Below are 18,791 nucleotides of genomic sequence, written 5' to 3'. Positions count from 1 at the left end.
CTCACGATGGGCATGCTCGTCGCGGTGAACACGACGCCTGCGGACGCGGCGACGGTGGACACCAACGCCTGGTACGTCCTGGTCAATCGCAACAGCGGCAAGGCGCTGGACGTGTACGGCGCGTCCACCGGTGACGGCGCGCGTGTCACCCAATGGACGCGCCATGACGGAGCCAATCAGCAATGGCAGTTCGTGGACTCCGGCGGCGGCTTCTACCGGCTGAAGGCCAGGCATTCGGGCAAGGTGCTCGACGTGGCCGGCGCCTCGACGGCCGACGGCGCCGCGATCCAGCAGTGGGCCGACCACAACGGGACCAACCAGCAGTTCCGCTTGGCCGACTCCGACGCGGGCCACGTCCGGCTGATCAGCCGGAGCAGTGGCAAGGCCGTGGAGGTGCAGGGCGGCTCGACCGCCGATGGCGGCAACGTCGTCCAGTACACCGACTGGGGTGGCGCCAATCAGCAGTGGGAAATGGTCAAACTGTCGTCCGATGGCGGCGGCGATGGCGGATGCGGGAGCGCTCCGACGCTCACAAGCGGCACGTACACGATCCAGAGCAGCGGCAAGAGCCGCAGCTTCATCCTCCGGGTTCCGTCCAATTACGACAGCGACCACCCCTACCGGCTGATCTTCGCATTCCACTGGCGGGGCGGCACCGCCAACGACGTCGCCTCGGGTGGGACGAGCGGGAGCGCCTGGTCCTATTACGGCCAGCAGGAGCAGTCGAACGACAGCGCGATCCTCGTCGCCCCTCAGGGCCTCGGGAACGGCTGGGCCAATTCGGGCGGTGAGGACGTCACCTTCGTCGACGACATGATCCGGCGAATCGAGGGCGGCCTCTGCGTCAACCCGGCGCAGCGCTTCGCCACGGGCTTCAGCTGGGGCGGCGGCATGAGCTACGCCCTCGCCTGCGCCCGGGCGAACGTCTTCCGGGCCGTCGCGGTCCTCTCGGGCGCGCAGATCAGCGGGTGCAGTGGCGGCACTCAACCCATCGCCTATTTCGGAATCCACGGCATCAGCGACTCCGTCCTCAACATCGCGCAAGGACGGTCGCTGCGCGACAAGTTCGTCGCCAACAACGGCTGCACTCCCCAGAGCCCGCGCGAGCCGGCCCCGGGCAGCCGGACGCACATCACCACCGCCTACGCGGGCTGCCGCGCCGGATACCCCGTCCAATGGGCCGCATTCGACGGAGACCACATACCGGGCCCGGTCGACGGCTCCCCCAACGAGAGCGGCGTCGCCACCTGGACCAAGGGAGAGATCTGGAGGTTCTTCGCACAGTTCCAGTGAGCAAGTTCCAGTGAGCACAGTTCCAGTGACACGAGTGCGCGGCGGAGTGGAGCCGGGACGTCCCGGCTCCACTCCGCCGGTCGGGGATGACGGCTTTTCAGGACACCTTGATGACGACCTTGCCTGCGGCGTGGCCGTTCTCGACGGTGGCGAGGGCGGCCGGGGCCTCGGCGAGCGGATGGATCGCGCTGATCACGGGTGCGAGGGTTCCGGCGAGGGCCAGCCGGGCGGACCGCTCCAGGTTCTCGCGGTCGAGGCGGCGCTCGACGAACCGGCCGCCGAGATCGTGCACGGACGCGTCGCCCACGGCGATGACGTCGCGGGGGCGCCGGGCCAGGGGCGCGACCGCCCGCAGCGAGGCGCCTCCGACCAGGTCGACGATCCCGTCGAAGCCGTCCGGGACCCGCTCGCGGGCCCCGGCGGCGACGTCCTCGGCGGCGTAGTCGATGAACCGCACCCCGATGGCCTCGGCGTGGTCGCGCTTCGCGGCGCTCCCGGTGCCGGTCACGTGCAGGCCGCGTTCGGCGGCCAGGCGGGCGACGGCGAGGCCGACCCCGCCCCCGACCCCGTTGACCAGGATCGCTGCACCGGACGGGAGATCGAGCTGGTCGAGCACGTCCACCGCGGTCGTCCCCGCCACGGGCAGTGTCGCCGCCACGGTCGCGGACAGCCCCGCCGGGATGCGCGCGGTGTTCGACGCGGACAGAACCGTCGTCTCGGCGTAGGTGCCGCCGCCGGTGAGCGCGAAGCCGAAGACCGCGTCACCGACATCGAGGCCGTCGACGTCCGCGCCCAGGGCGAGGACGGTTCCCGCCGCCTCCATGCCCAGCACGCGGGGAAACGGACGTCCTCCGTCGAGTCCGGGGACCAGGCCCGAGCGCAGGAGGTGATCGAGGGGGTTCACGCCGGCGACGCCGACCCGGATCAGCACCTCACCGCGCTCGGGGACGGGGTTGGGACGCTCGAAGAGCTCCTGCACCTCGGGCCCGCCATGCCCGCCGAATCCCCATGCCTGCCCCATGCTCCGTCGCCTCCCGTGTGACCGGCCCGGTGGTTCCGGGCTCCGCGGCCATCGTCACCCCTCACATCGATGTCAGGGGCAACCGGTTGAGACGCAGGTCACGGGATCAGGCCGGCCGTGCCACCGGTTCCCGGGCGCTGGACAGCTCCGCCTGATGCCTGCTGTTCGCCGTGATCAGCTCGTCGAGCGCGTCCCGGGTCTCGATCAGGCGCGCGATGTCGGCGTCGATCCGGTCGCGCTCGCGCGTCATCACGGCGAAGGCCCGTTCGACGACGTCCTGGTCGCCGGGGGTCTCCACGCACGGGAGCACGGTCGTGATCACCCGGCTGGACATGCCCGCGTCGAACAGTCGCCGGATGAGGGCCACGCGCTCGACTTCGGCATCGGAGTAGTGGCGCTGCCCGGCTTCGGAGCGCGAGCTGGCCAGGAGGCCCTGCTCTTCGTAGTACCGCAGTGAGCGCGGACTTACGCCGGTACGTCTGGACAGTTCACCGATCCGCATTTCTGCGAGCCTACGCGCGCGGCAAGGCGAATCGTCTGGGGAGCGGCCTCCGGCGTCCAGGATGCGCCGCCGCCGGTACAGGTCACCGTCGTTGCCCGGCTAGGTGAGGTCTTGGGCACGTCGGTGGAGTTGGGCGGGGAAATCGGCGCGGTCGTTGAGACGCGGGAAGGGCTCGGCGGGAACGGGGACCTGGAGAAAGGCGCAGAGCGGCTCCCAGCCTTGGCCGACGTCGAACTCCAGCAGCCGGTCGGACGGCAGGCGGCGGCGGACCTCGTCGTTGTGCTCGGTGAAGGCCGCGATCGCGTGATCCTTGTCGGCGAAGCGGCCGCCGAGCACCCCCTTCCAGACGATCTGGTCGGCGGCCCGCCGCATCCGGGCGGCCGCCGGCGGCAAGCTGTCCAGAGGGCTCAGGTGGGATTGGTAGATGCTGTCGTGGGCGCTGCGGTACCAGCGTTCGGGGTCGCGGACGGTGAGGACCACCTTGGCGTGCGGGTAGCGGTCGGTCAGCTGTCGCCAGAACGCGGCGCCCGGCCAGTCGACGGTGGAACGGTAGCCCCGGTACACGGCGTCCCAGTCCGCGCTGCCGTTCTCGGCGGCCTGTTCCCACAGCGGGACCTGCTCGGGACGTTCCAGCAGGGCGAACATGTGGTGGCAGGGCCCGAACCCGAGGCGCTCCAGTGCGGCGCGCAGCGACAGCGTCCCGGTGCGGCCGAACCCGGCGCCGATGACCTCAAGCAACAGTGCCCTCCAGGGCTGACCTGTTCACTGACTGAAGTTAGGTACTCCGTAGCGTAACCGTAAGACCGCGGGCATTCCCCTGTGCACGCGCACCTGTGGCGCGACCGCCGCCTGATGGGACGCGACGCGGCTACCAAAGCGTGTCCAAGTAGCGACCTTTGAGCGGCCGATGGTCGCCTTTGGACGACTGTCGGCGCGGAGGCGGGCCTCTAGCTTCGAGATCATGAACGTGGAAGTCCCCGGCCCGCCGCCTCCGCTCCCGCGCCGGATCGCCCTGGTGGTGGCGCTGCTCCTGCTGTCGCCGATCTGCGCCGAATACCTCATCGGCTACGACCAGATCATCGGGCGTCCGCTGGAGCTGCTCGGCGGGCTGCTCATCCTCGCCCCGCTGTACGGGACCGTCGCGGTACTGATCCGCGAGGCCGCCCGCCGCACCGGGCGGGGGTGGCCGACGATCGTGCTGCTGAGCGCGGCGTTCGGGCTCGTCCAGGCGGGGCTGATCGACCAGAGCCTGTTCAATCCGGACTTCGTGGACGAGCCGTCCTGGGACCGCGACCGGCTGCCGACCCACATCCCGGACCTGGGCCTCAGCGCCAAATACCTGCTGAGCTTCGTCGCCGGCCACGTGATCTGGAGTTTCGGCGCGCCCATCGCGGTCATCGAGGCGTGCACGCCGCGCTACGCGAAACGCCCATGGCTGGGACGGGCCGGCATCACGACGATGGTCGTCCTGTACGCGCTGGGCGCGGCGATCATCTTCAACGAGCACACCAAGGACTTCATGGCGAGCCCGGCGCAACTGGGCACCACCGCGGCGATCGCCGTACTGCTGGTAATCGCCGCCTTCGTCCTTCCCCGCCGGCGCGCGCGCGTACCGGGACGGGTTCCGCCGCCGTGGTCGGTGGGGTGCGGCGCCGTGGTGCTGTGGGGCACCCACCAGTTGGCACCCGCGTCCTGGACGGGAGTGGCGATGGCGGCGCTCGCCCTCACTCTCGCGGCAGGATGCCTGCTGCGGTTCTCCGGTCGCCGCGACTGGAACCACCGGCACGTCCTGGCGGCCAGTGGAGCAGCGCTCGTGGTCAACTCGGCGCTGGCCTTCGTCGTCGAGCCGCTCGGCGAGACGTCGTATCCGGTCAAGTACACCGTGAACGCCGTCCTGCTGCTGAGTGTGCTGCTCCTCCTGGCCTTCATCGACCATCGGCTACGCCGTTCCGACCAGACCCTCGTGCAGGTAGGGAGTTCCTGAGCATGCGATCGCACCCGGATGTCTCCACCACGCTGGCCCGGTCCGCTTGGGCCCAGGGGGCGCTGTACGCGGCGGCGGCCGTGCTGCTGGCCGGGGTCGGCTGGCTGCTCGATCCGCTCGCGAACTGGCTGGTGGGCCTGAAGTGGGCACCGATGCAGGGCCCCGCCGAGCTGCTCACCTCCGTCCCCGAGCCGTGGCTCACCATCGGGCTGATCGCCCTGGGGGCGCTCGCGGGGGCCGCCCTGATCTTCTTCGACTCACTGGAGCAGGTCTCGGTCACCCTTTCCGGCGAGCGGGTGATCCTCAAGCGGGCGGGCCGCGTCCAGGAGATCGCCCGCGAACAGATCGGCCACGTCTTCCGGGAGAAGGACCGGCTGGTGCTGCTCGGGCCCCAGGGCGAGGAGATCGCCCGGGAGAAGTGCGATCTCAACGCCCGGCGGCTGGCCGCGGCCTTCGGCCGGCACGGCTACGCCTGGGTGGACGGCGACCCGTACGAGGACGAGTTCCGGATCTGGGCTCCCCAGACCCCGGAACTGCCCGACCTGGCGAACGCGCTGCTCGCGGCCCGCGCGGCGGCCATGAAGTCCTCGGATTCCGACGACTCCGTCAAGGAACTGCGCCGCGAGCTGGCCCGGATCGGCATCGTCGTCCGCGACAAGGGCAAGCAGCAGTACTGGCGCGGCCCCGGCCGGCGATGACCGGCGATGACCGGCGATGACGCGCAGCGGCGTCGTCCGCGCATTCGATCTACCTGTCCCGCCATGTGATCCTTGGTTCCGCGAAGGTGCCGTCCGGCTCGGGCCCCGGCGGCGGTCTGGACGGGACGGTGATGAGCGGAGAACGCGAGGTCGAGCGGGCCTCGAAGAGGTACGGCCCCACCAACCTCGGGCGCTTTGCCTTCACCCGGCTCCTGCTGGGCGTCGGGCTGCTGATGATCTGGCCCTTCGTCTTCGGTGCCATCGTGGAAGAGACCACGGCCACCAGGCACGCCGCGAGAGGCGAGGGGATTCCGGGCACGTTCACGGCGGAATCGCAGTCGTGCGGACGAGGCGGATGCACCTGGTACGGCACGTTCACGACCGGCGACTTCTTCGAGTTCTCCCTCGGGAGAGTCGCGCTGAGAGGGGACGGCGGCCGTTCCATTCACGTCGGGGAAGCGATTCCCGCCCTCGACGTCGGCTCAGGGGAGTTCGTCCATATGAAGGGCGGGTCGCCGGAGTGGGGAGAGGCGATCGCCGCCGGATTCATCGGCGCCATTACCGGCGGCCTCGGGATATGGCTGAACGGCATGGTGCTGTGGGGCGTCTACTGGACACGAGCCTCCCCCGCGTCGCGCAAACGGGCGGCGAGGGAACACGGGGAATCCTCCGCACTGCGCCGCCTCGCCGACCGCGACCGGTGGGTCTGGTCGGCGCGGCCAGGCTCGTCCGCGATGAGGATGAAGATCGCCAGGTCTGGGGAGCGGACTCTGGCCGGGGTGACCGGCCTGCTCACGCTGGTGGCGTTGCTGCTGCTGTTCGGCCTGTTCTGGGCCGAGTTCAACAAGCAGACCACCGTGGCCGAGTTGGTCGCGGCCTCGTGGGCGCCGCTCTTCGCGATCGCCGTTGCGGGCGTCGTGGTCCAGACGTTCAGGCTGGTGCTGGCCCGGCCGCGGATGTGGGTGACCGACGACGAACTCGTCATCTGGGACGCATTGCTGCTGTGGAAGGTGCTGCGGATCCCGCGCACCGAGATTGCGGCGATTCACTACGGTGACGAGCCGCGGCGGGGCCGGGACGAGGAGCACGTGACCCGGTTGACGCCCTTTAGGGAAGAACTCAATCTCGTCCTGCGGATGCGGGACGAGATCTCCCTCCCCTCGCGACGGCTGCGGTGGGGGAACTGGTTTTGGGTCATGTTGACCATGCGGAATATGAATCCGCAGACGAGCATGCCTCAGCGGGGATATCTGGTCCGCTGGTTGTGCCTTCGCGTGAAGGATCCGCGGCGGGTGGCCGCCGACCTCGACCGCTGGCTGGCAGAGGGCCGGACGGCCCAGCCGCCTGAGGCGGCGCCGATCGGTCACGCCCACGACGGGACGGTACGGACACACCGTGGCGTCGGCGGTGCGCGCATCAAGATCAAGGGACGGCTGCCCCGGCCGGTGCTGGCCGAGTTCGGGAACGAGGGTTCCGGAACGCTGCGGGCCTGGCTTCGACGCACCGAGTTCGGCCGGGGGACGCCGGTCGTGGAGTGCGGCCCCGGAGCCCCATCCGCCACGACCGCCCCGCCCGCTATGACCGTCCCGCCCGCCACGACCGTCCTGGACGACCGGCTGGTATCCGGCAAAGCGCTCACGAAGAGGTTCCTGCACGTCGAGTCCGAGGGCCGGTGGACGGTCACGATCAGCGGACCGGAACGCGCACGCGGCTTCACCCGCTCGACCACGGGCAGCGGCCCCGAAGTGCTCAACTACCAGGGCCCGGCCGGAATCGCCGTCGTGACGTGCCCGGACGGGCAAGCCATTCAGGTTTACCTGCGCGGGCCGGATCTCGCCGTACTGCATGGCTGCGATCCAGTCGTATCCACCGCCGCCATGCCCAGCCCGTCACCGGGGGACGAACCAGTGCCGAGCCGAAGCACATTCGCCGTCCCGGCACAGGCAATACTCCAGGTGAAAACCGCCGGGGCGGCGGAATGGCGAATCGACGTGACGCCCTTGGAACAGGCCGACGACAGCACTGCGCCGCCCACCGGCCACGTCCGTCCGTTCGAGCACTCTCTAACAGGGAACCAGCCCGCAGTAGTGCGCTACCTGGGCCCGCCGGGGCCAGTGCTTTTCCGCAGCGGGGACGCCTTCGGCCTCCTGCACCTCAATGCCGATCTGACGCCTGTTCGCACACTCGCCCTCCCAGACGGCGACACAAAAATCCACCTCCACTCCCACACCCTCCTCCAAGTCACCGGCGGCCACGGCACCTGGTCATTGGAAGAGATGCACCCCGCCGCCGGCCTTACGCGTAGACGGTAGGTTGGCCAGGTGAATCGAGACGTGTTCGCCGCACGGTTCGCCGCGTCAGCCCGGGCCGCGCGGCAGCTCGCCCAGTCGCTGGTCTCCGAGAGATTGCCTGAGCCGTTGGTTTTCCGGGTGCGGCTCAACCAGTCCTATGACGGGCACGCTCCACAACCCGGCGAGTTGAGATTCCCCGAGGACAGCGCCTACGGCACGGCTGTCGCACTGAGCAGATGCGACGCGGAGACCGTCGTGGCCGCGTTGTGGCGCGACGGCCACGTCCCCGAATGGATAAACATCGCGGCGATCAGCGAGACAGGGACAGAAACGGTCATCGAACTGATCTGCTGCGGGCGCTTCACGAGCGACGATTCTCATCTCTACCATCCCGAAGAGGGGTGGCCGCCATTTCACGTCCTCAGCCCGGCCCAACCGCCTCAATATGACGGCACCCCGTTCAGCATTCACACGCGGGCCGAATGCTGGAATCGTTCCGATCTCGAACAGCTGGCGACCGCCTGTGGGAAGGTGTGGTCGTTCACCCTCATGACCGACGAGTTCGATGACGACCTGCTCTCCGCGCTGCCGGATCTGCCGGGCGTCGAGATTCTCGAACATCGGGTGTGCACACTCGGAGCCGAAGCCATGTCGGCCTTCTCCCGGTTCCCCGAACTACGGGTTTTGCGCCTGCATCTCAGCGCACCGAGCGAGCCGAGCGCCTTCCACACCGGCGCAGGCGGCGGGCGGCTCAACGCCCTGACGGATCTCACGATCACCGGTCTTCCGCCCTGTCCGTGGGGCCAGGAAATGCTGGACGAAGTCGCCCCCCGCCTTACGAACGTGGACCTCGGCGCGACGGAAACCCTCTGGCTGGACGCCGCCTTCCCGTCGTCCGTGAGCAGCGTGAGCCTTACGGCGGCCGACGTCGCCGGCCCGGCGAGGCTGCCGGAAGAGCTCGATCGTCTGTCGATCCACCTCACCGCCGCGACCGATGAGGACGTGGCAACTCTGCTCGACGGCGTCACGCGGATCAGATCGCTGAGCCTTCGCGGCACGCCGGTCAGCGATGCGATCCTCCCAGTGATCGAGCCGTACGACCTCGACTACCTCGACCTCGTCGGTACCGAGGTGACGGACACGGCACTTTCCAGGATCCGTGCCGACCGCCCCGGGATCAGGATGTTTCCGCGCCTCGCCTTCCAGAACAATGGGAACCCGGCCTCCTGATAACTGCTTAGATCATCGGCATGCAGATGATGGAACGGCCGTGGGGCGTGGCCACCTACGGCGCGGCAAGTGTGAAGGCGATGCCCGACCTTGTGCGGGCCCGGTTCAAGGTGATCCGCGTGGAGCAGACGCCGTCTCAGGCGTTCGCCGCCGCCAGTGACGCCGTACAAGAGGTACGGCAGACGCTACGACGGCACGGGATATCGGACGCGGCCGTCGAACGCTCACGGCTCGGCCTGAAGAGTTCGTGGAGCTACGGCGGGTCGGAACGCAAGTTCGTCGGCTACGAGTGCCAGGCCTCGTTCTCCGTTGAGTCCGGTGCGCTCGACGATGTCCAGCCCCTGCTCGTCGATCTTGTCGCGGCGGGCGCCAATGAGATAGAAGGCGTCGACTTCGATGTCACCGGCAAGGGGGAGATGCGCGCCGAAGCCCGCCGGCAGGCGGTCGGTGCGGCTCGACGCAAGGCGGAACTGTACACCGAGGCCGCAGGGGTGCGGCTGGGGGCCGTCGTGCACATCGACGACGTCGATCCCGAGCAGGCCGGAATCGAGCGGTATCGCGGGCACGGCTCGGGTGGCGCCGCGAGCGCGGAGGATCTGGCGCCCGGACATGTCGTCGTGTCCGCCGCGGTCATCTTGGGCTTTTCCATCAACCACGACTGACGGCAGGAGATCACCATGAACGACACCGACCATCCTGCGCGCGGGACGGTCCAGCGGATGGACAATGTCGCCATCGTCGTCGACGACCTAGCCGCCGCCGTGGCGTTCTTCGTCGAACTCGGACTGGAACTGGAAGGCGAGGCGACGGTCGAGGGCAGCGCGGTGGATCGCCTCATCGGCCTGGAGGGCGTCCGATCCGACATCGCGATGATGCGCACCCCGGACGGCCACGGACGGCTCGAACTGACCAAGTACCAAACGCCACCGACCCGAGAGGGCGACCCGCGCGCTCCGGCGAACACGCTGGGCGCACATCGCATCATGTTCGCCGTCGACGACATGGACGACATCATCGATCGCCTGCGGCCGCACGGAGCCGAACTCCTCGGCGAGTTGGTGCAGTACGAGAACAGCTACCGGCTCTGCTACCTTCGCGGCCCCGCGGGCATCCTCATCGCGCTCGCCGAGCAGACCAAATGACCGATGACCCGAGCTCGGCACGGATAGCGGAAAAGCTCGCCGAGGTGGCGAGCGCACCCGACCGGTTCCCCTCGTTCGGCGCCGAAAAGCATGGTTACCGGCTGAAGCCACCGCTGCCAGAATCGACCGTGGCCGCCTTTGAAGCCGAACACGACATCGTCCTGCCGGACACCTACCGCAGGTTCATCACGGAACTCGGCGATGGAGGCGCAGGCCCGAGCTACGGACTGCTGACACTGGCCGATGCCTACGCAGAGGTGTCCGACTCCTTTCCCGGTCACCTGGTCGAACCGAGCCCGTTCGTCCCCGGCATGCACTACGCCCAAGACTGGTGGGACCGGTTCTGGGGCCCGGACGACCGCCCGGATCCGCTTCAAGGCACACTGGCGATCGTCCACCACGGCTGCACGAGCTACACCCAACTCGTCGTCTCCGGCCCCGGCCGCGGACGCCTCGTCAACGTCGATCTCAACGGCGTTCCAGCACCGTACGTACTGGAAGACAACGACTTTCTGTCGTGGTACGAGCGCTGGCTCGACGAATTGCTCGCCGGCTACGACGTGACCTGGTTCGGCGAGAAGATCCCAGGCGACGCCCCGAAACTGCTCGACGTCCTCGCAGACGACCCATCTCCGCAAAGACGCGCGCGGGCGGCTCGTTCACTCAGCGCCCTGCCCGCCATTTCCCCAACCGCAGCGGACGCCCTCGCCAGAGCGGCCACAGACCTCGATCCGCTGGTGCGAGAAGCGGTCATGAACGTCGCGCGGCATTCCAAGGTCGCGGCGGTCGAACCCGCCGCGCGGGCAGCTCTGTCCGACCCGGAAGCACCCGTGCGGGCCGGCGCGATCAGCGTGCTGCGCGCGCTCGGCGCCACGGACGTCCCCGACAAGGCCCGGCAACTACTCACCGACCCGGACCGGGAGGTGCGCTGGCAGGCCATGCAGGCACTGGCCGACAGCAACCGAATGGTCGTGGCCGATCTGGCGCCCCTCATCACCGGCCAGGACGCCAAGACACGGGAATCGGCGACGTACTTCCTCATCGGAGCGCAGGGCAAGGCGGACGACCTACTCGCCCAAGCCCTCGCCGACAATGATCCTGCGGTACGCCGTCAGGCCGTACAGACAGCGGAACAGCGCGACGAGCGAACACTCCTGCCCGACATGGAGCGCATGCTGGAAACCGAAACCGACGGCTACGTCCGCACCAATCTCGACCGCGTCGTCACCGCATGGTCTGCCGACCGGCCGCACCACCCCGGGTGACACAGACAAACGCCCGGACGAGGCAGCCGTCCGAGCTGCCGTTCCCGCGACTCGCCTAGCATGACCAATTGGGTGGCCTTCGAATCACCCGGGAGGAAACGATGCTGTTCAGGCGGGAGGTCCTTGAGGGGATCGCGGGCGGGCGGATCGACCGGGTGTTCCGCGTGTGGGGCAAGCCCCCGGTCCGCGCGGGCAGCACTCAGCGCACCTGGGCCGGGATCATCGTCATCGACTCGGTCACGGCCGTCACCCCTGAGGAGATCACCGAGGAGGACGCCCTCCAGTCGGGCTTCAATGACCGCGCGGCCCTGCTCACCGCCCTGTCCAAGAGCACCAAGCAGGGCGGCTACCACCGCGTCATGCTCCACCTGGGCGGCCCCGACCCCCGAGCCGAACTGGCCGCGAACGACGACCTGACCGACAACGAACTGGCCGACCTCAAAGCCGCCCTCGACGCCATCGACGCCCGCAGCCGCCGCACGCCCTGGACCCGCGAGGTCCTCCGCCTCATCGAGGAGCATCCCGGCCTGCGCGCCCTGGACCTCGCCGAACAACTGGGCCGCGACAGGCTCCCCTTCAAAGCCGATGTCCGCCGCCTCAAAGCCCTGGGCCTCACCCAAAGCCTCGAAACCGGCTACCAACTCTCCCCACGCGGCAAGGCCCTCATGACCTACCTACGCTCCCAGCGCTAATCAAGACGAGGGCGGGTGGCCTGCACGAAGGCAACTCGTCCGAACCGGTGGTCGGTGTGCGCGACCTCGCGGGCGTCAGCGAATCCGGCGTCGGCGAGCAGCGCGATGATGCCGTCGTCATGGGCGCCGTCCCCGACCGGGCCGTGCGCCGCCCCGGAGCGCCGAAGCCAGGGCAGGTGCCGGAGGGCGTGGACCCGACCATGGCCGTGCGTGGAGTGGCCACCGTCCTCGTCCTCGGACGAGTGGGCGCCGAAGTCGGCGATCGTGACCGTCCCGCCCGGCCGGAGGACGCGCAGCGCCTCGCGCGCGAACGCGCTCCGGCCGTCGTCATCGAGGTGGTGCACGGCCAGCGACGAGACCACATGGTCGAACGACGCGTCCGGGGCGGGGATCCGGTCGGCGTATCCCTGCATGAGCCTGAGAGCGACGCCGCGCCTGCGCGCCTTGCGCGCGGCCCTGCGCAGGGCGTCGCCGTCGGGGTCGAGGCCGGTCACCCGCGCGCTCGGCTGGGCGGCGAGGACGGTGAACGACAGGTTGCCCGTCCCGCAGCCGACGTCGGCCACCGCCTGGCCGGGCTGGACGCTGGCGAGCCCGGCCGCACGCTCATGCAGTGCGCGGACGCCGCCCATCCGGGTGAAGACGTCGTAGAACGGCAGCAGCCAGTTCTTGCCCGCTCCGGGCAGGAACGGACGGTCCCGCTCCTCCGGAGTCCGCTGGTCGAGGATGCGTACCTGCGTGGAAGCCGCCATGGATACCCCTTGTGCGATCGGTGGCGGGGGTCTGCCCGCAGTTGCCCATGGCAGACCTTGTCGTCCTCTCCAGTCTTGGACATTCCACGGTTGGTGAGCAGGACATACCTTGGACGTCATGGGACATTCTTCGGTCGGTGCCCCGCCGGGGTCCGGGTCGGCCCTGCGCACGGTGCGGCTCGACGGGACGCCCGTGTACCGCTACCGGGAACGCCCCGGCGTACCCGCCGTCTCGGTGACCCGCTTCGACACCGAGAACGCCCACTCCGGACTTCCGCCGAACCACCGGCACGCCCACGACTTCCTCGTCCTGGTCTACGTCGAGGAAGGCACGGGCTCGGTCACCATCGACGGAGTTGAACGGGCGGTCCGCACGGGCGAGGTCCTCGCCCTGTCACCCGGGCAGGTCATCGGCGTCACCACCGTCACCGAACTGGCGCGCGGCGAGGCGTGGTCGGTCGCGTTCACGCCGGACGCCGTCCCCGCCCTGGCCTCGGTCCCCCCGCTGGCCTGGGCGCACCACCCCCTCCTCGCCCTGTTCGCCCCCGCCGCGGGCCACGGCCGGGTCGCCGAGGCCGACCGGGCGACCTGGTCCGCGTGGCTGGGGGACCTGGCCGGGGAACTCGCCGACCCGGGCCGTCTCGGGGCTCGCGAGGCCGTCGCCGCCGCGCTCACCCGGCTCCTGGTCGCGGCGGCGCGACTGGCGCCCGCCGCTCCGGGCACGCCGGACGCTCTCGTCGAGCAGGTCTTCGCCGAGATCGAGGCGACGTTCCGCGAACCCGTCTCCGCCGCGGACATCGCCCGCACGCTCGGCTACACCCCCGGGCACCTCACGACCGTGCTCCGCAGGCGCACCGGTCGCCCGCTGCTCGAATGGATCACCGAACGGCGCATGATCGAAGTCCGGCGGATGCTCCGCGAGACCGACCTGCCGCTCGATGCCGTGGCCGCCCGAACCGGCCTGCGCGACGCCGCCTACCTCGTCCGCCGCTTCCGCAACCGCTACGGCATCACCCCGCAGCGCTGGCGCCGCGCCGAACGCGCATGGCCGTGAATCAAGAACCGTGGGTGGGGCCGAGAGTCTTCTGGATGACCGCCAGCCCGTGTGTCATGGCCGTGCCGATGGGCGTGGCGAGGTCATCGGGGAGCACGTCGTGGACCCATACCAGCCGGCATTGCGCCTCGCCGTCGGCGACGACCTGCATCGAAGCGTTGTCGTGGTCGGGCTGCATGCTCTCCCCGACGACCGCGTAGACGATCCGGCGCGTCTCATGGTCGATCGAGACGAACCGCTCCCGGGCCACCGTCCCGTCGGCAAAGGTGACGACCCGGCTGTCGCCGTCGACGCGGGTGTCCACGACGAAGCCGGGAGCCATGCGCGACGGTCCCGCGCCGAAGTCGCCGATCACCTCCCATACCTCCTCGGCGCTGGACCTGATCGAGATTTCCTTGCGGATGGACGCCATTTCCCCTACCTGTGATCGACATATCGCGGGACGAGACGGATGAGTGGTCAGTCGGCGGCGGCCAGGCACAGCAAATGCCCCTCGGGGTCGGCCAGCACCACCCACTCCTCACCGCCGGGCTGGAACTCGGGCTTGGTGGCGCCCAACGCGAGCAGTTCGGTGACGGCCTGCTCGACATCGGCGACCGCGAAGTCCAGATGTGCCTGCTTGAGCGGGCTCGGCCAACTCGGCGGCTGGTAGCCCGCCACACGCTGGAAATTGAGTTGGAACGTGCCGCCATCGCTCAGGCACACACAATCCGCGTCACTGGAGGTCACTTCCCAGCCAGTGAGCGTGCGGTAGAACTCGGCGAGCGGGCCAGGGGCGGTGCAGTCGACGACGATCGCGGACGACCGGGCCAATGCGGACATGGTGCTGACTCCTTCGGATTCGGGTGTCCCACAGCCTGCCCGCGGCATCCGCGATCGTCTTGAAGATCCTTGCGGCACCGTCACACCCGCCGCGTAGCCTGCGCGGGTGCTCTCCTTCGTCGACCTCGCCACCCGTCCCGAGTTCACCGTCACGTCGGTGACCTGCCGGGACGACCATCGGAACTGGTCGGCGGAGGACCCTCGCGACGACGTCCGCATCGTGCTCGCGCGCCGAGGCGGATTCCGCAGACGCACGCGCGGCGTCTGCACGGACATCGACCACACCGTCGGCTACCTCGGGATGCCCGCCGAGGAAGAGCACTTCGCCCACCCCGCCGGCGGCGACGTGTGCACCTCCATCAGCCTGGCACCCGCGCTGTGGCGCGCCCTGGCCGGCGACTCCCCGCGGCTGAACGACTCGGTCCTGTACGTCGACGGGCGCCTCGACCTCGCCCACCGGCGGCTCCTCGCCGCCGTCCGCACCGCCGACATCGACCACGCCGGCGCGGAGCGGCTGGTCGACCTGCTCACCAGGGTCATCCGGCAGGCCGTGGCCACCACCGTCCCGGACCACGCCTCGACCACCAGCGGCGACCGGGCCCTGGCGGCCGCCGCCCGCGCCGTCCTCCGCGACGGACACCCCGCCGGGGCCGGCCTGCTCCCCCTCGCCGATCTCCTCGGCGTCTCCCCCTACCGGCTGAGCCGGGCGTTCAGCCGCGCACTGGGCGTCTCCCTCACCCGCTACCGCAACCGGATCCGGGTGACCCGCGCGCTGGACCGCCTCGAAGCCGGCGAACCCAGCCTGGCGATCCTCGCCGCCGACCTCGGCTTCGCCGACCAAGCCCACCTCTGCCGAACCATGCGCGACCACCTGGGCCACACCCCCACCGCACTACGCCGCCTACTGACCTGACGCCCGGCCGGGCCCGACCGCCGGACGCGACAGGAATCGGCAGGCGGACGGCCCCGCCGACGTCACGGAGCGGCTTGTGCAAGCACTTTCGGCACCAATGATGGCCGCGCGACGAAAAGCGCCTTTTGTTCGTAGGTCAGCGTCGCCGGTGGCGTGGGCTTGGTAGTTCAGCGGCGATCTCGGCTAATCCATCGAGCACCTTGGGGTCGAAGCCGCCCTTGACGGCCTCGGCCTCGGCGACGGTGAGCCGTGCACGTTTGGGGATCGAATGGTAATAGCGGCCGGTGAACCGAACGTGTGCCAGGCCGAGCCGGCCCGCGCCCAGCGGTCTGATGTCGCCGGTGCCGTATACATCGATCACGTCCTGAAACCGCCTCCGGGCGTCGCTGGTGCGAAACCTCACCCAGGCAACCGAGACAAGGGCGATGTTCCCCCGCCGGTCGGCGATGGCGAACAGCCTCCGGTCGAGCGACGTGCACGGATCGCGAAGGAGGGATCGCCGCACCTCACCCCACGTGACGCGCACACATCCCCGGTTCCGCTTGCTGACCGACCGTTTCAACCGCCGCATTCCCATACGCCGCCAGGCATCGTCGGCCTTGCCTTTGCGCGCGGAACGTTTCGCGTCCGCCTTCCGGACGCTGACGGTCTCCACGCCCACCGAGGAGCCTCCCGCAGCACCGGTTACTCCACCACCTCCGAAGATCATGACCGCGGCCACTCCCGCCGCGACGGCCTTCCCACCGCCACCGTCAACGATCGGAATCCGTCGACCATTCTTCGTGATCCAGCGCTCCGCCATATCGGCCCAGGCTAGAAGAGACCTCCGACAGTTCCCGGTCATTCCTCACTGGGACGTCCGGCTCCGGACATGGCGCGCCGGATTCGGCACCTGTTGCGGTAGCCGGCGGTTATGGTTTTTGTCGATCTTGTGCATGCTGTGACTGGAGGTGCTGTGGTCGACGTTCCCGACGCGCTACTGGAGGAGATCGCCGGGCCGGTAGCGGCGGCGATCCCGCGGGTCGTCGCCCGCATCCCGAAAGAACCGGCGGCCGCACTCGGCCGGCTGCGGGCCACCGCCGACGGCACGTGGCCGATCCGTGAATCGATCCCCGGGCACCAGACCGGGGGGTGGTCAAGTTCCGGGCCAGGGAATTCCCCGGTGCGGAACGCGCTCGGCTCGCTGCCACCGTTGCTGGTCGAACGCCTGCTCGGTGCGCTGGAACTGACCGAGCCGGAACTGGACCTGGCCGGCGTCCCGGACCTGAGCGGCCTCCTCGGGGAGCCCTTCAGCGGCCAATTCGGTATGGGCATTACGGATGGGACGAGCGAGGCGGTCCACGGGGCGGCGATGCTGGACCAGATCCGGCCGGGTGCGGTGCCGCTGGTCGCCACGCTGGCCCGTCGGCTGGCCGCCCACCAGCGCGTGGCCGTCCTCCTGGCGGTAGAGCCTGAGGTCACGGACGAACTGGAGGTGGCCGCGTCGCATGGCGCGGCGCACCTTGCGCTGGCCGTGTCCACTGCCGCCGCCGTCCTGCACCGGGTGGGCGTTCATCCCCAGGTGACCCGGCCACCGGCGGTACTCGGCGTCGCGATCGGCACCGCAGGTCTACTGCTGCGAGAGACCTCGATGCCCTCCGGATACGCCGCCGCAGTACTCGCCAGGTTTCGCGCGGAGTACCGGCTGCCCCTCGGGTCCAGTGGCCGGGCACCGGTGTCGGGGCACCGGTTCGCGATGCTGGAGGAAGGCACTGCCCCGGAAGTCGATTTCAGCGGCAACGGGCTGGTCGCGGTCGTTCCGGGCGGGGCGGTGATCCGCACCGGCATCGAGAACGGACATGTCGGGTTCGTGTTGCACGTCCTGGACGGGCCGCCGCCGGACGTCGCGACCGGCTGGGAGGAGATCGTCGAGGTCAGCTGGCGGGCGGCCGTCGGCGGCGCCTCGGTGGCCGGGCTCCAGGCGAACGGGCCGCGCGTGCGCGGGGTCACCCCGCCCTGGCCGGGCGACTACCGGCTGCGCGTGCACGCCCGTGGCCGGGACTGCGCCGACGAGACCGAGTACTACGAACTGGTGGTGTGGCAGGCACCCGCCGCGCCCGACATCGTCCACGCCTGGAGCGATCGGCTCGGCCACCGGCTGCGCGGTGAGCCGGAACCGGTGCGTCCCGAGTCGCCCGAGGCCGCCTACCGGTGGCTGCGCCGCAGCTCCTTGTCCGACGCGGCGACGGTCACGGTGGTGACCGGAGCGGACGTCGCGGACGTGCTGCGCGCCTTCAACGCGGACCCGGCCCAACCGGAGTCACTGCGAACCATCGTTGCGGAACTGCTGGAGCGGCAGTCGATCGATCCATGGGTCGCGGTGCTGGACGTCGGCGGCGCCGTGCTCGCCGTCGAGTACAACGGCTGGCAGGGCTCGACCGAGCCCGTGCTGGCCCGGGCGTCCGCCGACGGGCGGGCCGCAAGCATGTACTGGAACATCGACGCGGTGACACGGCTGTCGTTCGCCGAGCACGGCGAAGTGCTGCTGTCGGAGGAACCTTTCGGTGCTCTGGACGCGCCACCACCGGTCGCCGGGGCGCTCGCCGATCTCGACTTCGCCGACTACCGCCGCAGCACGGACATGATGGGCCTGGTCGCGGTGCAGCGGTTCACCGGCCATGGCATCACCGCCGACGACCTGGCCCGCATCGAAGCCGCCGACATCGCCTTCCGGATCGTGCCCGACCTGCCCACGCTGCACCCCCACCGCCCGCACCGCCCGCAACCCGGCACCCCGCTCGCACCCGCTGCCGAGGCGCTGACCGGGCAACCCGAACCGACCCTGCGAGCCCTGGCCTGGTGGGCCGCCGCACAGGCGGCCAACTACGCGGGGCTCGGCAAAGACGCCGACATCGCCGCCAGCATCACCGCCCGCGCCCTGACGCCCGACGCGCACATGCGCGCCCGCCGCTCCCAGCTCAGCGACGGCGAACACCGGTGGGTCTGGCTCGCCCTGCACCACGCGACCAACCCCGACCCGCTCGCCGCGGCCCTTGAGACCCTCGACGCTGCCCGCTACGCCGCCGGCCCGCACGCAGCGGACCTGCTCACCAACTTCCAGAGCAGGATCAGCACACCAGAGCCGCCGTAACGGCC

The 18,791-nt window shown here is 69.9% G+C and carries 19 protein-coding genes; 12 read left to right on the top strand and 7 right to left on the bottom strand.

The genetic code is table 11. The features are described from left to right. Positions 1–6: 6 nt before the first annotated feature. On the top strand, positions 7–1,293 hold the full coding sequence (locus HUT06_RS44275) for an RICIN domain-containing protein (protein ID WP_254714913.1): 1,287 nt from the start codon (positions 7–9) through the stop codon (positions 1,291–1,293). A 97-nt stretch (positions 1,294–1,390) separates the two neighbouring features. Here the strand turns inward: HUT06_RS44275 and HUT06_RS01350 are convergent, their stop codons facing one another. The 3 genes from HUT06_RS01350 to HUT06_RS01340 form a co-directional block, all read right to left on the bottom strand. Then, positions 1,391–2,314 (bottom strand): NADP-dependent oxidoreductase, encoded by a 924-nt coding sequence (locus tag HUT06_RS01350; RefSeq protein ID WP_176194011.1) that lies wholly within the window; start codon positions 2,312–2,314, stop codon positions 1,391–1,393. Between the two features lie 106 nt (positions 2,315–2,420). Next, positions 2,421–2,816, bottom strand: a complete 396-nt coding sequence (locus tag HUT06_RS01345) for a MerR family transcriptional regulator (RefSeq protein WP_176194010.1) — start codon at positions 2,814–2,816, stop codon at positions 2,421–2,423. A 99-nt stretch (positions 2,817–2,915) separates the two neighbouring features. Continuing rightward, positions 2,916–3,554: a sulfotransferase family protein gene (locus tag HUT06_RS01340; RefSeq protein ID WP_176194009.1), complete on the bottom strand. Its 639-nt coding sequence runs from the start codon at positions 3,552–3,554 to the stop codon at positions 2,916–2,918. 223 nt (positions 3,555–3,777) lie between these two features. Here HUT06_RS01340 and HUT06_RS01335 point away from each other — a divergent pair, with 223 nt between their 5' ends. The 8 genes from HUT06_RS01335 to HUT06_RS01300 all read left to right on the top strand — a co-directional run bounded on the left by HUT06_RS01335 (position 3,778) and on the right by HUT06_RS01300 (position 12,118). Then, positions 3,778–4,800, top strand: coding sequence for a hypothetical protein (locus HUT06_RS01335; protein ID WP_217711139.1), 1,023 nt, complete (start codon positions 3,778–3,780; stop codon positions 4,798–4,800). A gap of 2 nt (positions 4,801–4,802) precedes the next feature. Further along, a complete protein-coding gene (locus HUT06_RS01330; protein ID WP_254714912.1) occupies positions 4,803–5,498 on the top strand; it encodes a hypothetical protein in 696 nt (231 codons plus the stop codon). A gap of 131 nt (positions 5,499–5,629) precedes the next feature. After that, positions 5,630–7,810 carry a hypothetical protein gene (locus HUT06_RS01325; RefSeq protein ID WP_176194008.1) on the top strand — a complete coding sequence of 727 codons (2,181 nt, stop codon included), beginning with the start codon at positions 5,630–5,632 and terminating at the stop codon, positions 7,808–7,810. Between the two features lie 9 nt (positions 7,811–7,819). Continuing rightward, the gene (locus HUT06_RS01320; RefSeq protein ID WP_176194007.1) at positions 7,820–9,019 is read left to right on the top strand and encodes a hypothetical protein; all 1,200 of its coding nucleotides are present in this window, start codon (positions 7,820–7,822) and stop codon (positions 9,017–9,019) included. A 20-nt stretch (positions 9,020–9,039) separates the two neighbouring features. After that, positions 9,040–9,681 carry an SIMPL domain-containing protein gene (locus HUT06_RS01315; RefSeq protein WP_176194006.1) on the top strand — a complete coding sequence of 214 codons (642 nt, stop codon included), beginning with the start codon at positions 9,040–9,042 and terminating at the stop codon, positions 9,679–9,681. A 57-nt stretch (positions 9,682–9,738) separates the two neighbouring features. Next, positions 9,739–10,161: a VOC family protein gene (locus HUT06_RS01310; protein WP_176201070.1), complete on the top strand. Its 423-nt coding sequence runs from the start codon at positions 9,739–9,741 to the stop codon at positions 10,159–10,161. Then, complete coding sequence (locus tag HUT06_RS01305; RefSeq protein WP_176194005.1) at positions 10,158–11,426, top strand: SMI1/KNR4 family protein; 1,269 nt, start codon at positions 10,158–10,160, stop codon at positions 11,424–11,426. Before HUT06_RS01310 ends, HUT06_RS01305 begins: the two co-directional genes overlap by 4 nt. A 101-nt stretch (positions 11,427–11,527) precedes the next feature. Continuing rightward, positions 11,528–12,118, top strand: coding sequence for a hypothetical protein (locus HUT06_RS01300; protein ID WP_176194004.1), 591 nt, complete (start codon positions 11,528–11,530; stop codon positions 12,116–12,118). On the opposite strand, the gene HUT06_RS01295 is transcribed toward HUT06_RS01300, so the two are convergent. Continuing rightward, entirely contained in the window at positions 12,115–12,867 is a 753-nt protein-coding gene (locus tag HUT06_RS01295) for a class I SAM-dependent methyltransferase (protein WP_176194003.1), read from the bottom strand. The two genes, HUT06_RS01300 and HUT06_RS01295, sit on opposite strands and share 4 nt — an antisense overlap. A 118-nt stretch (positions 12,868–12,985) precedes the next feature. On the opposite strand from HUT06_RS01295, the gene HUT06_RS01290 reads away from it, so the two are divergent. Continuing rightward, on the top strand, positions 12,986–13,921 hold the full coding sequence (locus HUT06_RS01290) for an AraC family transcriptional regulator (protein WP_176194002.1): 936 nt from the start codon (positions 12,986–12,988) through the stop codon (positions 13,919–13,921). 1 nt (position 13,922) lies between these two features. Here the strand turns inward: HUT06_RS01290 and HUT06_RS01285 are convergent, their stop codons facing one another. After that, the gene (locus HUT06_RS01285) at positions 13,923–14,333 is read right to left on the bottom strand and encodes an SRPBCC family protein (RefSeq protein ID WP_176194001.1); all 411 of its coding nucleotides are present in this window, start codon (positions 14,331–14,333) and stop codon (positions 13,923–13,925) included. A gap of 47 nt (positions 14,334–14,380) precedes the next feature. Continuing rightward, positions 14,381–14,743 (bottom strand): VOC family protein, encoded by a 363-nt coding sequence (locus HUT06_RS01280; RefSeq protein ID WP_176194000.1) that lies wholly within the window; start codon positions 14,741–14,743, stop codon positions 14,381–14,383. Between the two features lie 106 nt (positions 14,744–14,849). Between HUT06_RS01280 and HUT06_RS01275 the strand changes: the two genes are divergently transcribed. Next, positions 14,850–15,656: a helix-turn-helix domain-containing protein gene (locus HUT06_RS01275; protein ID WP_176193999.1), complete on the top strand. Its 807-nt coding sequence runs from the start codon at positions 14,850–14,852 to the stop codon at positions 15,654–15,656. Positions 15,657–15,792: 136 nt separating this feature from the next. On the opposite strand, the gene HUT06_RS01270 is transcribed toward HUT06_RS01275, so the two are convergent. Then, entirely contained in the window at positions 15,793–16,458 is a 666-nt protein-coding gene (locus HUT06_RS01270; RefSeq protein ID WP_176193998.1) for a hypothetical protein, read from the bottom strand. Positions 16,459–16,611: 153 nt separating this feature from the next. Here HUT06_RS01270 and HUT06_RS01265 point away from each other — a divergent pair, with 153 nt between their 5' ends. After that, a complete protein-coding gene (locus HUT06_RS01265) occupies positions 16,612–18,786 on the top strand; it encodes a DUF6461 domain-containing protein (protein ID WP_176193997.1) in 2,175 nt (724 codons plus the stop codon). Positions 18,787–18,791: the final 5 nt, after the last annotated feature.

The organism is Actinomadura sp. NAK00032 (assembly GCF_013364275.1).
Lineage (GTDB): Bacteria > Actinomycetota > Actinomycetes > Streptosporangiales > Streptosporangiaceae > Spirillospora.
This window is presented reverse-complemented; position numbering and strand designations above follow the sequence as displayed.

Bases quoted from the DNA above. Each gene is read 5' to 3' on its own strand.
- HUT06_RS01335 (WP_217711139.1), top strand. From the start codon at position 3,778: ATGAACGTGGAAGTCCCCGGCCCGCCGCCTCCGCTCCCGCGCCGGATC.
- HUT06_RS01305 (WP_176194005.1), top strand. From the start codon at position 10,158: ATGACCGATGACCCGAGCTCGGCACGGATAGCGGAAAAGCTCGCCGAG.
- HUT06_RS01350 (WP_176194011.1), bottom strand. From the start codon at position 2,314: ATGGGGCAGGCATGGGGATTCGGCGGGCATGGCGGGCCCGAGGTGCAG.
- HUT06_RS01290 (WP_176194002.1), top strand. From the start codon at position 12,986: ATGGGACATTCTTCGGTCGGTGCCCCGCCGGGGTCCGGGTCGGCCCTG.
- HUT06_RS01285 (WP_176194001.1), bottom strand. From the start codon at position 14,333: ATGGCGTCCATCCGCAAGGAAATCTCGATCAGGTCCAGCGCCGAGGAG.
- HUT06_RS01310 (WP_176201070.1), top strand. From the start codon at position 9,739: ATGGACAATGTCGCCATCGTCGTCGACGACCTAGCCGCCGCCGTGGCG.
- HUT06_RS01300 (WP_176194004.1), top strand. From the start codon at position 11,528: ATGCTGTTCAGGCGGGAGGTCCTTGAGGGGATCGCGGGCGGGCGGATC.
- HUT06_RS01295 (WP_176194003.1), bottom strand. From the start codon at position 12,867: ATGGCGGCTTCCACGCAGGTACGCATCCTCGACCAGCGGACTCCGGAG.
- HUT06_RS01280 (WP_176194000.1), bottom strand. From the start codon at position 14,743: ATGTCCGCATTGGCCCGGTCGTCCGCGATCGTCGTCGACTGCACCGCC.
- HUT06_RS01325 (WP_176194008.1), top strand. From the start codon at position 5,630: ATGAGCGGAGAACGCGAGGTCGAGCGGGCCTCGAAGAGGTACGGCCCC.
- HUT06_RS01315 (WP_176194006.1), top strand. From the start codon at position 9,040: ATGCAGATGATGGAACGGCCGTGGGGCGTGGCCACCTACGGCGCGGCA.
- HUT06_RS01330 (WP_254714912.1), top strand. From the start codon at position 4,803: ATGCGATCGCACCCGGATGTCTCCACCACGCTGGCCCGGTCCGCTTGG.
- HUT06_RS44275 (WP_254714913.1), top strand. From the start codon at position 7: ATGGGCATGCTCGTCGCGGTGAACACGACGCCTGCGGACGCGGCGACG.
- HUT06_RS01345 (WP_176194010.1), bottom strand. From the start codon at position 2,816: ATGCGGATCGGTGAACTGTCCAGACGTACCGGCGTAAGTCCGCGCTCA.
- HUT06_RS01270 (WP_176193998.1), bottom strand. From the start codon at position 16,458: ATGGCGGAGCGCTGGATCACGAAGAATGGTCGACGGATTCCGATCGTT.